Annotated in this window: 11 protein-coding genes; all 11 read left to right on the plus strand. The window is 68.9% G+C overall.

Features of this window, described 5'->3' with window-relative positions:
* The first annotated feature begins 51 nt into the window (after positions 1 to 51).
* The gene (locus RM531_RS13155) at positions 52 to 3,294 is read left to right on the plus strand and encodes an adenylate/guanylate cyclase domain-containing protein (protein ID WP_311659848.1); all 3,243 of its coding nucleotides are present in this window, start codon (positions 52 to 54) and stop codon (positions 3,292 to 3,294) included.
* A 4-nt stretch (positions 3,295 to 3,298) separates the two neighbouring features.
* Positions 3,299 to 4,117, plus strand: a complete 819-nt coding sequence (locus tag RM531_RS13160) for an outer membrane lipoprotein-sorting protein (RefSeq protein WP_311659849.1) — start codon at positions 3,299 to 3,301, stop codon at positions 4,115 to 4,117.
* Between the two features lie 18 nt (positions 4,118 to 4,135).
* On the plus strand, positions 4,136 to 6,832 hold the full coding sequence (locus RM531_RS13165) for an MMPL family transporter (protein WP_311659850.1): 2,697 nt from the start codon (positions 4,136 to 4,138) through the stop codon (positions 6,830 to 6,832).
* Between the two features lie 123 nt (positions 6,833 to 6,955).
* Entirely contained in the window at positions 6,956 to 7,867 is a 912-nt protein-coding gene (locus RM531_RS13170) for a DUF3450 domain-containing protein (protein WP_311659852.1), read from the plus strand.
* The gene (locus RM531_RS13175) at positions 7,864 to 9,213 is read left to right on the plus strand and encodes a DUF3450 family protein (protein ID WP_311659854.1); all 1,350 of its coding nucleotides are present in this window, start codon (positions 7,864 to 7,866) and stop codon (positions 9,211 to 9,213) included. Before RM531_RS13170 ends, RM531_RS13175 begins: the two co-directional genes overlap by 4 nt.
* Positions 9,214 to 9,220: 7 nt before the next feature.
* Positions 9,221 to 9,769, plus strand: a complete 549-nt coding sequence (locus RM531_RS13180; protein ID WP_432280514.1) for a MotA/TolQ/ExbB proton channel family protein — start codon at positions 9,221 to 9,223, stop codon at positions 9,767 to 9,769.
* On the plus strand, positions 9,756 to 10,166 hold the full coding sequence (locus RM531_RS13185; protein ID WP_311659857.1) for an ExbD/TolR family protein: 411 nt from the start codon (positions 9,756 to 9,758) through the stop codon (positions 10,164 to 10,166). The genes RM531_RS13180 and RM531_RS13185 overlap by 14 nt, the downstream gene beginning before the upstream one ends.
* An 8-nt stretch (positions 10,167 to 10,174) precedes the next feature.
* Positions 10,175 to 10,882 carry a TonB family protein gene (locus RM531_RS13190; protein WP_311659858.1) on the plus strand — a complete coding sequence of 236 codons (708 nt, stop codon included), beginning with the start codon at positions 10,175 to 10,177 and terminating at the stop codon, positions 10,880 to 10,882.
* A gap of 251 nt (positions 10,883 to 11,133) precedes the next feature.
* Positions 11,134 to 13,683, plus strand: a complete 2,550-nt coding sequence (locus RM531_RS13195) for a DUF1329 domain-containing protein (RefSeq protein WP_311659859.1) — start codon at positions 11,134 to 11,136, stop codon at positions 13,681 to 13,683.
* Positions 13,683 to 14,426, plus strand: a complete 744-nt coding sequence (locus tag RM531_RS13200) for a glycerophosphodiester phosphodiesterase (protein ID WP_311659860.1) — start codon at positions 13,683 to 13,685, stop codon at positions 14,424 to 14,426. The genes RM531_RS13195 and RM531_RS13200 overlap by 1 nt, the downstream gene beginning before the upstream one ends.
* A 38-nt stretch (positions 14,427 to 14,464) precedes the next feature.
* Positions 14,465 to 15,394 carry a DnaJ C-terminal domain-containing protein gene (locus RM531_RS13205; protein WP_311659862.1) on the plus strand — a complete coding sequence of 310 codons (930 nt, stop codon included), beginning with the start codon at positions 14,465 to 14,467 and terminating at the stop codon, positions 15,392 to 15,394.
* Position 15,395: the final 1 nt, after the last annotated feature.

The raw sequence follows: 15,395 nt of genomic DNA on the forward strand, positions 1-15,395 counted from the left end.
GCCCGATGGCAGTAACGGTGCTAACGTGAGCGCAGCCATTCCGGAGGCACCATGACAACCTGCCCGGCCTGTGCCCACGGCAACCCCGAGGAGGCGCGTTTCTGCAATCAGTGCGGGGCCGCGCTGGTGGCGATGGCACCCGCCGCCGCGCCGCGGGATTATACCCCGCCGCATCTGGTCGAACGGGTGCTGCAATCGGCACATGCAGTGGCCGGGGAGCGCAAGCAGGTCACCGTCATGTTTGCCGACGTCAAGGGGTCGACGCGGCTGGCCGCCCAGATCGGGCCCGAGGCCTGGCACGGCATTCTGGATCGCCTGTTCACCCTGCTTGCCACCGCTGTCCATCGTTTCGGGGGCACGGTCAACCAATATACCGGTGATGGCGTGATGGCGCTATTCGGGGCGCCGCTGGCGCACGAGGATCACGCCGTCAGAGCCTGCCACGCGGCGCTGGCGGCCGGGCAGGCGGTGCGCAGTTTCGCCGATGAACTCCGTCTGCGGGAGGACGTGAATCTGTCCATTCGCACCGGCCTGAATTCCGGTGAGGTGATCGTGGGGCGCATCGGCGATGATCTGCGGCTGGATTACACCGCCCAGGGGCTGATCGTGAATCTGGCCGCCCGGATGGAAGCCATCGCCGAACCGGGGCGCATCTGTCTCACCCGGCATACCGCGGACCTGGTGCAGGGGCATTTCGAACTGCGGTCGCTGGGCGACATGACGGTGGCCGGCGCGGAGGCGCCCGTGGCCGTGCACGAATTGCTGCGGGCCGCACCCGCCGCCGACTGGCAGCGGCTTCCCACCCGCCGCCGTGGCCGGTTCGTGGGCCGTGACGCGGAACTGCGTCAGCTCACCGATGCGCTGGAGGCGCTGGTCACGGATGGCCGGCACGGCATCCTCGCCGTGAGCGGCGAGGCGGGTATCGGCAAGAGCCGCCTGTGCCACGAATTCGTCGCCCGTTGCCGGGCCCGGGGCGTGAAGACGCTGACCACCTTTGCGCTGCCCTACGCCGATGCCGTGCCGTATTTCCCGGTACGCCAGTTGCTGCGCACCTATTTCGACATTGCCGAAGACGACTCGCCGGCCCGTATCCGCCGGCAGGTCGCCGGGGTATTGCTGCTCGAGAATCCGGGCGCCGCCCGGGAGGTCGACTGGATCAGCGATTTCCTCGGCGCCGGCGAGGGCGGCGATTCCGACGACATCGATCCCGCGCGGCGGATGCAGGGACTCCACGATCTTTGCGCCCGGACCCTGTCCGAGGCCGAGGCACCCGCGGTCGTGCTGGTCGAGGATGCCCACTGGCTGGATGTCGGCAGCGAGGCGTTCTTCCGGCATTTCGTCGCGTCGTTGCCGGGTTGTCCGGTGCTGGCCGTGTTCAATCACCGGCGTGAACGGTCGCTGCCTTGGCTGGCCGACGCCGCGGACGCGCAGGTGGATCTGGCGGCGCTGACCGGCGCCGAGCTGGATGCCATGCTCGACGATCTGCTCGGGCGCGATCCGGCGCTGCGGCCACTTCGCACCACGCTCCGGGAGCGGGCGGGCGGCAATCCCTTTTTCATCGAGGAGGCGGTGGCGGCGCTAGCCGAGGCCGGCGATATCCGCGGCGTTGCGGGGGACTACCACCCGGCGCGGGCCGAACCGCGTCTGGTGCTGCCGGATTCCGTCCAGGCCCTGCTCGGGGCCCGCATCGATCGTCTGCCACGGCGCGACAAGCAGCTGCTGCAGGCCGCCGCGGTGGTGGGCAAGCGCTTCGTGCTGGCCTGGCTGACGGCACTGGATGATCTGGCCGAAGACGAACGTGCGGCCGCGGTGGCCGCCCTCGAGGCGGGCGGGTTCATCGCGCCCGTCAATCCCGCGGGCACCGAATACGAGTTCTGCCATCCGCTGCTGCAGGAAGTGACACACGGCATGCAGCTGGCGCAGACCCGGCGATCCCGGCACGGCCGGCTGGCGGCCCATCTGGCGGTGGATTGCCCGGACCCCCGCCAGGCCGGCGAGCGGGCCAGCCTGATCGCCCATCACTGGGAGCTGGCCGGGGTGCCGGCCGAAGCCGCGCGCTGGCAGCTGGGGGTGGCGAGCTGGGCTGCCCAGCGCGATGTGGATGCATCCCTGCAGGCTTTCCGCAAGGCACTGACCCTGGTCGGCGAGGAACCGGACACCCCGGCCGCTCGCGAGGTGGCAGTGGCGGCCAGCAGCGGCATCTTGCGGGTTGCGTCGCTGCTGCCGGTGCCCGCGGACGAAGCCGCCCGGGCCTACGAGCGCGGGCTGCGGCTCGGCGACGGGCCGGCCCGCGCGGAACTGGCCATCTCCAATGCCTCGCGACTGCTCGTTCACGGGGATGCGCGCACCGCGCTGGCCGCGGCCCGGGAAGGCGTGGCGCTGGCCGATGGCGATACCGATCTGCTGGGTCGCTTCCGCATTCCGGTGCTGATGGCCTGTTTTGCCGCCGGCGAGCTGGCCGAGGGCGAGTCGCTGCTCAGCGATGCGGGGGACGCCGACTGGATTGACGGCCCGATTACGCTCGACAACGCCGCTTCGCGGGCGCTGCTGGCGATCCAGCGCGCCTACCGCGGCCAGCTGGACCGGGCGGCACTGGATCTGGAGGCCTGCGGGCAGCGGCTGGCGGCCGACGGGCGGCGCATCAGCTGGCTGGTTGCCAATCAGGTGGAAGTGGCGTTCCTGCGGGGCGAGGCCGGCGACAGCCGCGAGCAGGCCGCGCGGGCGGTGGCCTGGGCCGAGGAATCCGGCAGCGGCACCTTCCGGGAAGTGGCGCAACGGGCCCTGGCCATGGCGCACATGTTGGCCGGCGAATGGCAGGCGGCGGTACGCATCCTGGATAATGGCCGGGACTTGGTGAAAGCCGGCGCGCCGGCGCACCAGTTCCTCAGCCTGCATCTGAGTCTGCTGGCCCAGGCGCGTTTCCGCGCCGGCGACCCGCAAGCCGGTCTGGATGACGCCCGGACAGCGCTCGAGGTGGCCGAGCGCGCCGGCAGTGCGGTCTGGGCGTTGCGGGCGCGGCTGGTGGTGGCGGAACTCGGTCTGGCCTCCGGTGACGAGACGGCGGTGTCGGCATTGCTGGATCAGGTAGCCGCGGGCATCGAGCAAACCGACGCGCGGTTGTTCGCGGCGGAACTGGCGCTGCTGCGCGGTGACTACAGCGCCCGGGCCGGTGATGGCGCCGCGGCGCGTGACTGGTGGCGGACCGCAGCCCGACGCTGGCAGGACAGCGGCGCGCCGGTGCGAGCGGCCGCCGCCCGGCGCCGAACCGCCGATGATCTTCTTCAGGAGGCATGACGCCATGATGCGAGTTGTTTTGTTGCTGACCGCCGGGGTGGCCGGCGTGCTGACCGCGCCGGTCCGGGCGGCCCCCGACCCCGAGGAAGTGCGGGCCTGCAGCCGGGCCAATCTGCCGGAAAAGACCATGGTCCAGGACCTGACGCTGGACAGCACCGACCGCGCCGGCAATCGCCGCCAGATCGAGGCCACCTTCTTCGTCAAGCGTTTCGAGAAAGAAAACCGGGCCAACCTGGTGGTACGGGCGCCCATTGATCTGTCGGGCGTGAGCTATCTGATGGTGGACACGCCGGAATCCGACCGCCTGTTCCTGTATCTGCCATCGCTCCAGAAGGTGCGGCGGGTCAGCGGCAAGACCGCCACGGAAAGCCTGCTGGGCACGGATTTCAGCTACGAGGACATGAAACAGCTGCGCAGCATTTCCGAGGGCGGCACGCTGGCCGGTGAAGGCGCCGGGGAGATCGACGGCCGCACGGTCGATATCGTGGCCCTGACCCCGCCGGCCGGGGATGAGAGTGCCTACGAGCGGCTGGTATTCCGGGTGGACCGGGAGACCTGCGTGACCCTGCGGGTGGACTTCTTCGAGCGCGGTGCGGAACTGACCAAGCGCTATACCGCGGATCCATCCTCGCTGCGTCAGGTGGGCGAGCGCTGGCTGGCCACCCGGTCGACCATGACGGATCGGCAGGACGGCACCGAGACGCAGCTGGAAGTCACCTCGGTGGAGTACGACGAGGACGTATCCGACGGGGTGTTCAACTCCCGCACCTTCTATCTGGGTGTTTATGATCCGGATGCGGCCCGCCGCCGCGATGCCGGCTGATCCGGGGCCCGGCCGCCGGTGATTGCCACGCTGTCCGAGTGGGTGACCCGCCATGCCGGCTGGGTGGTGGCAGGCGTGGTGGCCCTTACCGCGCTGGCCGCAGCGAGCCTGGTGGACTGGCCGGAGCGGCGGCTGGCAATCGACATCGATCCCGCCATCGGCACGCTGCTGCCGGCCGGCGGCGAGGCGCAGGCCTATCTGAAGCGGGTCGAACGCATCTTCGGTCAGTCGGAATCGGTGGTGGTGGCGCTGTATCCGGAAGACGTGTTCGCGGCGGCTACCCTGACATCGCTGGCGGCGCTGGATCGTGATCTGGCGGCGTTGCCCTACGTGCAATCGGTAACTTCCCTGGCCTCGGCGCCGCTGATGCGGGCCGACGGCGACACCCTGGATCTGGGCGCCGCCAGCGCGGGCGAAGGCGAGGCGCTGGCGCAGGCGGCCCGGGCCAATCCGCTGATTGCCGGGACTCTGCTGGGGGCGGAGGGTCGGGCCACCGCCCTGGTGGTGGCACTGGCCGCCGACTACGAAACCGATCCCGGCGGGCAGGCCGCCATGGCGGGCATCCGCGCTGCCGTGGATGCGGCATTCGCTGACACGGCCGGCGTGCGCGTCACCGGTCCGCCGGCGATCAAGGCCGCCACGGTCGAGGCGCTGATGCGGGAGCTCACGCGGCTGGTACCGGGGATTCTGGTGCTGGTGGCCCTGTTCCTGCTGGTGGCGTTCCGCAGCGCCCGCGGCGTGCTGCTGCCAATGGCGACCATTGGCATTGCCCTGGTCTGGGTACTGGCGGTGATGTCGCTGACGGGCCGCAGCCTCAATCTGATCACCGCCATCGTGCCGCCGGTGGTGATCACGGTGGGGCTGGCCTACACCCTGCATCTGCTGTCGGCCTACTACCGGGTGCGACGGGCGGCCGACCCGGCGGCGGCGGCCGTGGCCGATGTCGGCATGCCGCTGCTGTTGACCGGGGCCACCACCGGCTCGGGTTTTCTCGCCCTGATGCTGTCGCCGCTGGCGCCGATCCGGGAATTCGCCTGGCTGTCGGCCCTGGGTATCGGGTTCTCCGTGTTGCTGTCGCTGACCTTTCTGCCGGCCATGCTGCGGCTGTTCGCCTGCCACAACATCGGGGCGCCGCCGGGGGCGCGGCTGGTGCGCTTCGGCTCCAGCTGGCTGGCGGCATTCAACGTCCGCCACCGGCGCCGGATTCTGGCGGCCGGCGGGGTGCTGATGCTGGTAGCGCTGGTCGGGGCCTCGGGTATCCGGGTGGGCACGGACTATGTCAACGGATTCGGCGAGTCCACCCCGGTACGCCAGGACTTCAACCGCATCAGCGGGGATTTCGGCGGGGCCACACCGTTGTCGGTGGTGCTCACCGCGCCGGCGCAGGGCAGTTTCGCCCGGCCGGACCTGCTGGCGGCCCTGGACGAACTGCAGCGGTGGCTGGCGGAGCAACCCGAAATCGGCTCGGTGACCTCGCTGGTGGATTACGTGCGCACGCTCAATCGCGCGCTCAACGAGGGGGACGCGGCCGCCTACGCAATTCCCGACAACGCCACCGCGGTCAAGCAGCTCCTGCTGTTCGGCGGTGGCGATACGCTGGAGAGCCTGGCCGACACCGGGCTGCGGCACACTCAGTTGAAGGTGCGCGCCAACGTCAGCGACAGCGCGGCGATCGGCGCGCTGGTCGACCGCATTCGCGATCGGCTGGCGACCCTGCCCGAGCCGCTGTCGGGCCGGGTGACCGGTACCCCGGTCCTGCTCGGCAACGTGGTGGATGACATCGCCAGCGGCCAGATCGTGACCATTGGCGCGGCGCTGCTGGTGGTATTCCTGCTGCTGTCGGCGCTGTTCACCTCGTTTTCCACCGGGGCCCTGGCGCTGCTGCCCAATCTGCTGCCGGTGTTGCTGTACTTCGGCGCGCTGGGGTTTTCCGGGGTCACGCTCAATCCCACTACCAGCCTGATCGCCTGCATCGTGCTGGGCATCGCGGTGGACGACACGCTGTACTACCTGGCGCGCTTCAACAACGACGCGCGGCGTTTCGCCAGCGAGTCCCGGGCCACCGTCAGCGCGTTGCGGGCCGTGCTGCGACCGGTCACCTACACCTCGCTGGCGCTGATTGCGGGTTTCCTGATGCTGACCACCAGCGGCCTGCAGAACCAGGTGCAGTTCGGGGCGCTGGCGGCCTTTACTATTGCGGTGGCCTGGCTGACGGACGTGACCTTTACCCCGGCGCTGGCATCCGGCGTCAAGATCGTCACCCTCTGGGACGTGCTGCGGCTGGACCTGGGCCGCGCCCCGCAGGATTCGATTCCGCTGTTCGCCGATCTCAAGCTGCGTCAGGCCCGCATCTTCGCGCTGCTGTCGGAAATCCAGCAGAGTCCGGCCGGGGAACGGGTGATTGCGGAAGGCGACGAGGCCGGCGACATCTTCGTGGTGATCGATGGCGAACTGCGGGTCTGGGTCGAGCGCGAGGATCAGCAGGTGGAACTGCAGCGACTGCGGCGAGGTGCGGTACTCGGCGAGGTGGGTCACTTCGCCCGTCGCCGCACGGCGAATGTCGATGCCGTGACCGACGTGCGGCTGCTGCGATTCGATTCCGACGATCTGGAACAGCTGCGGCGCCGTTATCCGCGGACCGCGGCGCTGGTGTTCCGCAATCTCAACCGCATTCAGGCGCAGCGGCTGGCGGAAGCCACCCGGCGGATTGCCTGAGCCGCCGATTATCCGGAAAGCGTCCTGTTATCATCGAAGGAAACCGAACGTAAATCGGGGAACCCGCGCCATGGGTGCGGTTCCAAGCCGATGCGAGCTGCGGGCAAGGAGGATGCAATTACCGTGATCGACAAGCGATGGCGCTGGCTGTGGGTTGTCTGTTGTCTGCCGATGCTGGCGGGCGCCGCCGACCCGGTGGAGCAGGCGCGCAGCACGGTGGCCGAGACCAATCAGGCCGATGCCGCCTCCCAGGACCGCATCGATAACCTGTCGGCGGAAACCCGCCGGATGCTGGATGCCTACCGCGAGGCGGTCACCCGGACCCAGCAGCTGCAGGTGTACAACCGCGAGCTAGAGAAGGTGGTGACCGAACAGGAACGCCGCAAGCAGGCGTTGCAGGACCGCATCGACCGGGTGGGTGACCTGCGCGAGCAGGTGGAACCGCTGATGCTGCGGATGATCGACGGGCTGGAACGGTTCGTCGAGGCGGATCTGCCGTTTTCGCTGGCCGAACGGCGCGAGCGCGTGGCCGGGCTGCGCGAGGCCGCCGCGAATCCCGACCTCAACGTGGCGGAGCGCTTCCGGCGCGTGCTCGAGGCCTATCAGGCCGAAGCCGAGTACGGCCGCACCATGGGCACCTACCGCGGCGAGATAGAGCTGGACGACAGCCCCCGGCTGGTGGAATTCCTTCGGGTGGGGCGGACCATGCTGTTCTATCTGACACCCGACGACGCCCGCGCCGGCTACTGGGACCGTGAGAGCGGCGCCTGGCAGCCGTTGGCCGACCGCTACCGCAATCCCGTGCGCGAGGGCATTCGCGTGGCCAAGGATGTGGCGGCCCCGCAGTTGATCGAGGTGGCGGTGCCGGCGCCCTCGCCCCCCGAGCCCGCGGCGCTGCCCGAGGCGGACAGCCCGGCGGAATCACCGGATACCCCGGCCGAGCCCGCCGCCGACACGGAAGAGGGTGCGTCGAACGACTCGGCTGACTGGAATACCGCCCCCGCCCGGGAGCAGCCGTCGGGGAGCGCCTCATGATCCGTCTTGTCCCCGTTCTGCTTGCCGCGCTGTTTGCCGGGACCGTGTCGGCCGCACCCAGCCTGGAGTCCCTGCTGCGCGAGGTCGAGGAGGCCCAGCAGGCCAGTAACCGCATCAACCGCGAGCGCGAGCAGCGCTTCCTCGAGAACAAGCAGGAACAGCAGCGGCTACTGGCCGAGGCACGGGCCGAGCTGGCGCCGATCGAGAGCCGCACCAGTGAACTGCGCGGTCGTTATGACAGCCTGCAGCAGGAAATCACGGCGTTGCAGACCGAACTGGAAGACAAGGCCGGTGATCTCAACCAGATGGTGGCGGTGGTGCGTCAGGCGGCCGGCGATCTGCAGGCGGTGGCGTCGGATTCGCTGATCACCGCCCAGTATCCCGAGCGCGAGTCGCAGCTGTCAGCACTGGCCGCCAGCGACAGCGTGCCCAGTGCCGAAGAGTTGCAACAACTCTGGTTCCTGCTGCAGCAGGAAATGACCGCCAGCGGTCAGGTCACCACGTTTGACGCCCCCGTGGTTGCACCGGACGGCAGCACGGCGGAGGAAGCGGTGACGCGGGTGGGTTCGTTCGTGGCGGTGGCCGGCGGCGATTACCTGCAGTATCTGCCCGGCACCGGCCTGAAGCGTCTGGCCCGCCAGCCGGGCGGCGGCGCGCGCTCGATGGCGGCGGACCTGGAAAGCGCGGACAGCGGCCTGGTACCGATGGCAATCGATCCCACGCGCGGCAACATCCTGTCGCTGCTGGGGCAGCGGCCGGACCTGCTGGAGCGAGTCCATCAGGGCGGGGGCGTTGGCTACGTGATCATCGGTCTGGGCGTGTTCGGGGTGCTGCTGGCGATCTGGCAGTTCCTGCGCCTGCTGGCCACCGGTCGGCGCGTGCGCGGGCAACTGAAGAATCTTGGCGAACCGAGTTCGAACAATCCGCTCGGCCGTATCCTGCAGGCGGCCCGCGACGCGGATGCCGATGATCCCGAAGGCCTGGAACTGAGCCTCGACGAGGCGGTGATTCGCGAAGCGCCGCGGCTGCAGCGTACGCAGCCGCTGATCAAGCTGCTGGCCGCGGTGGCGCCGCTGATGGGCCTGCTCGGCACGGTGGTGGGCATGATCGCCACCTTCCAGGCGATCACCCTGTTCGGTACCGGCGATCCCAAGCTGATGGCTGGCGGCATTTCCCAGGCGCTGGTGACGACGGTACTGGGGCTGGTGGTGGCGATCCCGCTGCTGTTCGCCCACAGCCTGCTGGCCTCGCGCAGCCGCGGGCTGATCCAGATTCTGGAGGAGCAGAGCGCCGGGCTGCTGGCGCGCTATCTGGAGAGTCGCACGTCCGGGAGCTCCCGTGCCTGACTGGGGCATGATCGTCGCGCTGGCACCGGACTGGTTCGACCGGTTCATCGATACCGGTGGCGACATTCTGTGGGCGATCCTGTTCGTTACCGTACTGTTGTGGACGCTGATCCTGGAGCGCCTCTGGTTCTACCGCTTCGTGTTTCCGCGGCGGGTGCGCCGCTGGCAGGACGAATGGCGGGCCCGGGCCGATCACAGTTCGTGGCGGGCGCGGGCCATCCGCGGGCTGATCGTGTCGCGGGCCAACGCGCAGCTACGCGCCGGACTGCCGGCGATTCGCAACCTGATCGCCCTGTGTCCGCTGCTGGGGCTGCTGGGCACGGTGACCGGCATGATCCAGGTGTTCGACGTGATGGCGCTCAAGGGCACATCCGATGCCCGGGCCATGGCCTCGGGCGTGTCCCAGGCAACCATTCCCACCATGGCCGGCATGGTGGTGGCCCTGTCGGGCCTGTATTTCGGCACCCGGTTCCCGCAGCGGGCGGCGCGCGAAACCCGGCGTCTGGCCGATCGGCTCGACATCCACGGGGCGGGAGGCGGTCATGGCCAGGCGTAGGCGGCTGAATCTTGCCGACGAGGACGACAACGAAATCAACATGACGCCGATGCTGGACATCGTGTTCATCATGCTGATCTTCTTCATCGTCACCACGTCATTCATCAAACCCTCCGGCATCACCGTGGATCAGCCCACGGCGCAGACCGCCGAGAGCCGTGACGCCAACAACATTCTCATCGGCATCAACCCGGCCGGCGAGGTCTGGATCGACAAGCAGTCGGTGGACGTGCGGGCAGTGCGGGCCAATGTCGAGCGGTTGCGCGCCGAGAATCCGGATTCCGCGGTGATCATCCAGGCCGATGAGAAGGCGCCGAGCGGGTTGTTGGTGCGGGTCATGGATCAGGTCCGGCTGGCCGGCGTGGACGATATGGCCATCGCTGCCGATCCCGAGTAGTCCGGACGATGCGCTTCCCGCTGGCCCTGTTGTCGGCACTCATCGTCAGCCTCGGCCTGTTCTGGGTGATGCAGTGGCTGGTGGCCCCGCCGCAGGGTGACGAGGAAGCCCGCCCGGACAAGGCCAAGGTTCGCGTGACCCGCATGACCGAGCCGCCCGAGCCGCAGTCGAAGCAGGCGGCCGGTGGCGGCGGTTCCAGCGCGCCGCCGGAACCGCCGCCGGTGCCGGGGTTATCGCGGCCCAGCGGGATTCCCATTCCGGCGCCGAAGACCGACGCTAACACCGTGCTGCCGCAGATGGATTTCAAGCCCGAACTCTCCAGCAAGACCGGCATGGGCGAGTCCTTCGGCGGGATGGCCGCCGGCGGCAGCGGCGGTGGTTTCGGCGGCGGTGAAGGGAGCGGCAGCGGACGCGGATCCGGGCCCGGCAGCGGCGGGCGCGATCTGGTGCCGTTGTCCACCGCCCGGCCCCAGATCCCCGAAAGTGCCTGTCGTCAGGGCATCGAGGGCTGGGCGATCGCGGAATTCAACGTCACCCCGCGCGGCAAGGTCACCAACATAAAGGTGGTCGACGCCGAACCGCGCGGCGTGTTCGAACAACCCATGGTCGAAAGCCTGCAGTACTGGCTGTACGAAGCCAGCGACGAGGACAAGGCCTACCGGGTGACCTGGAAATTCGAGTTCAAGCTCGAAGACTGCAAGATGAACTGGCGATGATGAATCCCGTGCATTCAGTGAAAGGCGGAATCCACGGGAATAAACCGCAGACTGACGCAGATTTCGGCAGATTCCATGCGAGCGATTTGCGGCTCGTGTTCTGGGCAACCCGTGCGCTTCGGGCGAACGCGAGTCGCGGTCACCATGGCAGGACGGTCCCCTCGGATTTACGGTCTCATCACGGAACATCATCGATCTGCGCAAATCTGCGCAAATCTGCGGTTAACGGTCTTCTTCTGGCCGTGATGGCGATGACCGCCGTGCCCGCAGCGGCCCAGCAGTACCGCTCGCAGGTGCAGGAGGTGCCGGCCGAGGAAGCCGAAACCGCCACTCGCGAGGACCTGGAGCGCCAGCTCGAGCAGGGCGGCGGCAGTGACTACGGCCGGGCGCTGACGCTGCAGCATCTCGCGGGGCTGGCGGCGCAGGAGGGTGACCTGGCCAAGGCGCGGGGCTATCTCGAGCGAGCCATCGCGCTGAACGCCCTGGCCGAGCCGGCGATGAACGAGATGCGTGCCAATCTGGCGCAGTTGCAGGCGGCGGCTGGTGAATACCGCCAGGTGGTGGAAACCATGCAGCCAATGATCGAGCGCGGCGTGGCCGCCGGCGCGGTGGACGCGCAGGCCTGGCTGGCGCTGGGCAATGCCCACGCCCAGCTGGGTCAGTGGGACCAGGCGGTGGCGCCGCTGGAACGTGCCTCGCAGGTGGGCAGCCGTGACGAGGGCCTGTACCGGCTGCAGCTGGCGGTGTTCATGGAAGCCGGCCGTTTCGACGCCGCGGCCCGGGCGCTGAATGAACTGGTGAAGCTGGCCCCCGACAACAAGGCCTACTGGCTGCAGCTGGCGGCGGTGAATACCCGGCGCGGGGCCGATGCCGAAGCCGTATCGGCGCTGGAAATTGCCCAGCGCCGTGGCATGCTGGATACCGCCTCGGAACGTCTGCAACTGGTGCGGGCCTACCTCCAGAGCGGCGTGCCCTATGACGCGGCTACCCAGTTGTCGGCGTGGATGGAATCCGGCCAGATACCGACCAACGCCGGCAACTGGCGGCTGCTGGCATCGGCCTGGACCCGGGCCGAGGAATTCACCCGCGCCATCGACCCACTGCGCCGGGCGGCGGATGCCACCGGCGACCCGCAGTTGTATGCCCAGCTGGGCCAGCTGCAGATGGATCTGGCGAACTGGTCGGCCGCGGCCGAGGCCTTCGAGCGCGCCCGGGCCCGGGGCGGCATCGGTGGGGAAACCGGCACGCTGTTGCTGTCGCAGGGGCTGGCCTACTACCAGCAATCGCAACCGGAGCAGGCGCGCCAGGCATTCGAGTCGGCGCGTGGTTATCAGGCGGTCGCCGACCTGGCCGGGCAGTGGGTCGAATTCCTCGATGCCCGGCCGCCCGGTCTGGAGCCTATGGCCATGCAGGGGCTGGCCGGCAGCGGTAGCGAATCGCCGGCCGAGCCGGCCGCTGGTGATGATGACGGCAGCGACGCGGTGGCGGCGGCCCCAGCGGATACCGGCGTGGTCCCCATGCCGGCGGGGGTGCCGGATACCGGTGACGACCTGACGCCGGTCGGAGCTGTGCGGGCCGGCAATGCCGACGGCAGCATTCCGCCCTGGCGTGGCGGTCTGACGCCGGACCGTGCGCCTTCCGGCTTCGAGTCCGGTGACCGGGTGGTGGATCCGTTCGCCGACGAGGAACCGGCATTCGTCATCACGCGCGACAACCTGGACCAGTACCGGGATCTGCTGTCCGCCGGACATCGCGCCCTGTTCGAGCGCTATCCGGACTACCGCATGCCGGTTTATCCCACGCATCGCACGGCGGCCTATCCGGAGGCCATCTACCGGGCCACGCTGGCCAACCAGCGCCGGGCCCGGCTCGAGGACCCGGATTCATTGGTAGGTGCGCGGCTCGGCTTTCCGTTCCGACAGCCCGAAACCGGCGTGGAGGTGCTCTGGAACCACCGGCTGCGGTTTCGCAGCAATGACATCTGGGTGCGCTCCGACGAGGCCGTGGTGCGTGACGACGGTATCGCCAATATCCAGCGCCGGGTGGAAGAGGTGCTGTTCGGCTACGGCAACCTGTCGGCGCCCGCCGGCATCGGCGAGAACATCATCGCCTACTACCTGATGTCGCTGGATGACAGCGGCCGGCGCAAGGGCTCGGTGCTGGTGCACGAGACCATGAACAAGCGTCGCGGGGAGCGCCGCATCTGGGCGTCGGTGCCCGGTGCCATGCGCCTGTTCCGGGTGCCGCCGATCGGCTACGACAATCCCCGCCCGTCCACCGACGGGCTGATGTATCTGGACCAGATCGACATGTACAACGGCTCATTCGACCGTTATGTCTGGCGGCTGGTCGGCCGGAAGGAAATGATCGTGCCCTACAACGGTTATCGCCTGCAGGATCCCGACCTGAGTTATCAATCGCTGCTGCAGCCCGGCCATCCCGACCCCGGCGAGATGCGTTACGAGCGCCACCGCGTGTGGGTGGTGGAGGCCACCGAGCGGGGTGGCGAGAACCACGAGTTCGGCACCCGCGTCTTCTATATCGACGAGGACTCCTGGTCAATCCTGATGGTCGACAACTACGACAAGGCCGGTAATATCTGGCGCTTCCAGGAAGGCCACGCGGTGCAGTACTACGATCTGCAGCTGACCTATACCGGCCCGGTGTTCATCTTCGATCTCAAGGATGGCCGCTACTTTGCCACCCGGCTAACCAACGAGGCGCCGGGCGTGTTCTACAACACCGGTCGCTACCAGCCCGGCGACTTCCGGCCGGCGGCACTGCGCCAGCGCATGCGCTGATGCGCATCATCGCCCACCGCGGCGCTTCCCATGCCGAACCGGAAAATACCGCGGCGGCGTTCGACGCCGCGCTGGCGGACGAGGCGGACGGGATCGAACTGGACCTGCAGCTCTCCCGCGATGGTGAAGTGGTGGTCTTCCACGATGCCACCCTCGCGCGCCTGGGTCTGCGCCGTGCCCGCATTCGCGATCACGACTGGCGTGACCTCGCGGGGCTGGACGTGGGCCGCTGGTTCGCCGGGCAGGCCACATCCCATCGGATGCTGCGTCTGACCGACGTGCTGGCCGGCTGGGGTGGTCGCACGCACCTCTACCTGGAGATCAAGCATGCCGAGGGGTGGCGGGGGCGCGACCGCCATCGCGAACTGGCCGAGCGCACCGCGGAGGCGATACGGGCCGCAGGTCTGATCGGGCACGCATCGATCCTGTCCTTCCACGGAGCCGCGCTGGACGCGGTTCATGCCCTGGTGCCGACGCTGGCCCTGGTGCGTAACGTCCAGCAGCCCGGTTTGCTGGCATCGGCGGCGCGCCAGCGGGCACGGTTGGCGGCCATCTGCGTGGCCATCGATCGCTTCGGCGAGCGGCGGCGCGCGCAGCTTGCCGCGCTGGAACGGCCGCTCTACGTCTACACCTGCGATACCCCGGCGCAGTTTCGCCGGGCGCGGGTTCTCGGCGCCACGGCCGTGATCAGCAACGATCCGGCTGCCGCCCGGCGCTGGTTCGACGCCGAAGCGCCCGCCTGAGCGCTTGAATCCCGACTGGCAATGCCAAGATTACAGGCATGGAATTCAAAAATTACTACGATATTCTCGGGGTGAGCCCGGAGGCCGGCGACGATGATATCCGCCGCGCCTACCGCAAGCTGGCCCGCAAGTATCACCCGGACGTCAGCGAGGAAGCCGACGCCGAAACCCGGTTCAAGGATGTCAGCGAGGCCTACGAGGTCCTGAAGGACCCCGAGAAACGGGCTGCGTTCGATCAGGTGCGGCGGCAACCCGGCGGCGGCCGGACCGACGGCGGCTGGCAGCCGCCGCCGGGTTTCGAGCAGGGCTTCGGTTTCGGCGGCGGCGGCTTCACGGCATCAGACCCGTCCGGCTTTTCCGACTTCTTCGATACCCTGTTCGGCGGTCGCGCCGGGGGCGCCGGCGGGTTTTCCATGCGGGGTGCGGATCAGCGCGCCGCCATTCGCATCGATCTGGATACGGCCCACCGCGGCGGGGTACGCAAGCTGAGCCTGTCCGAGCCCGACGCCCGCGGTCAGTCGCGCACCCGGACTCTCAATGTCCGCATCCCGGCCGGGGTCACCGACGGTCAGCACATCCGGTTGCGCGGACAGGGTGGCGCCGGTGCCGGTGGCGGGCCCAGCGGCGACATGATTCTGGAAGTCGAAATCGAATCGGATCCGCGTTTCAGTCTGGAGGGCCGGGATGTTCACGTTACCCTGCCGGTCGCCCCCTGGGAGGCGGCGCTCGGGGCCACCATCCAGGTACCGACGCTGGAAGGCAGGGTCGACCTCAAGGTGCCGGCCGGTGCCCAGTCCGGCAAGCGGCTGCGGCTGAAGGGGCGCGGCCTGGCCGGTAAACATCCGGGCGACCAGTACGTCACGCTGCGCATCGTGAATCCGCCCGCCGACACCGACGCTGCCCGCGCGGCATTCCGGCGGCTGGCCGATGAAGTCCCGTTCGATCCGCGCGCGGAACAGGAGGGCTGAG

Source organism: Spectribacter acetivorans, assembly GCF_031846305.1.
Taxonomy (GTDB): Bacteria; Pseudomonadota; Gammaproteobacteria; order Nevskiales; family Salinisphaeraceae; genus Spectribacter; species Spectribacter acetivorans.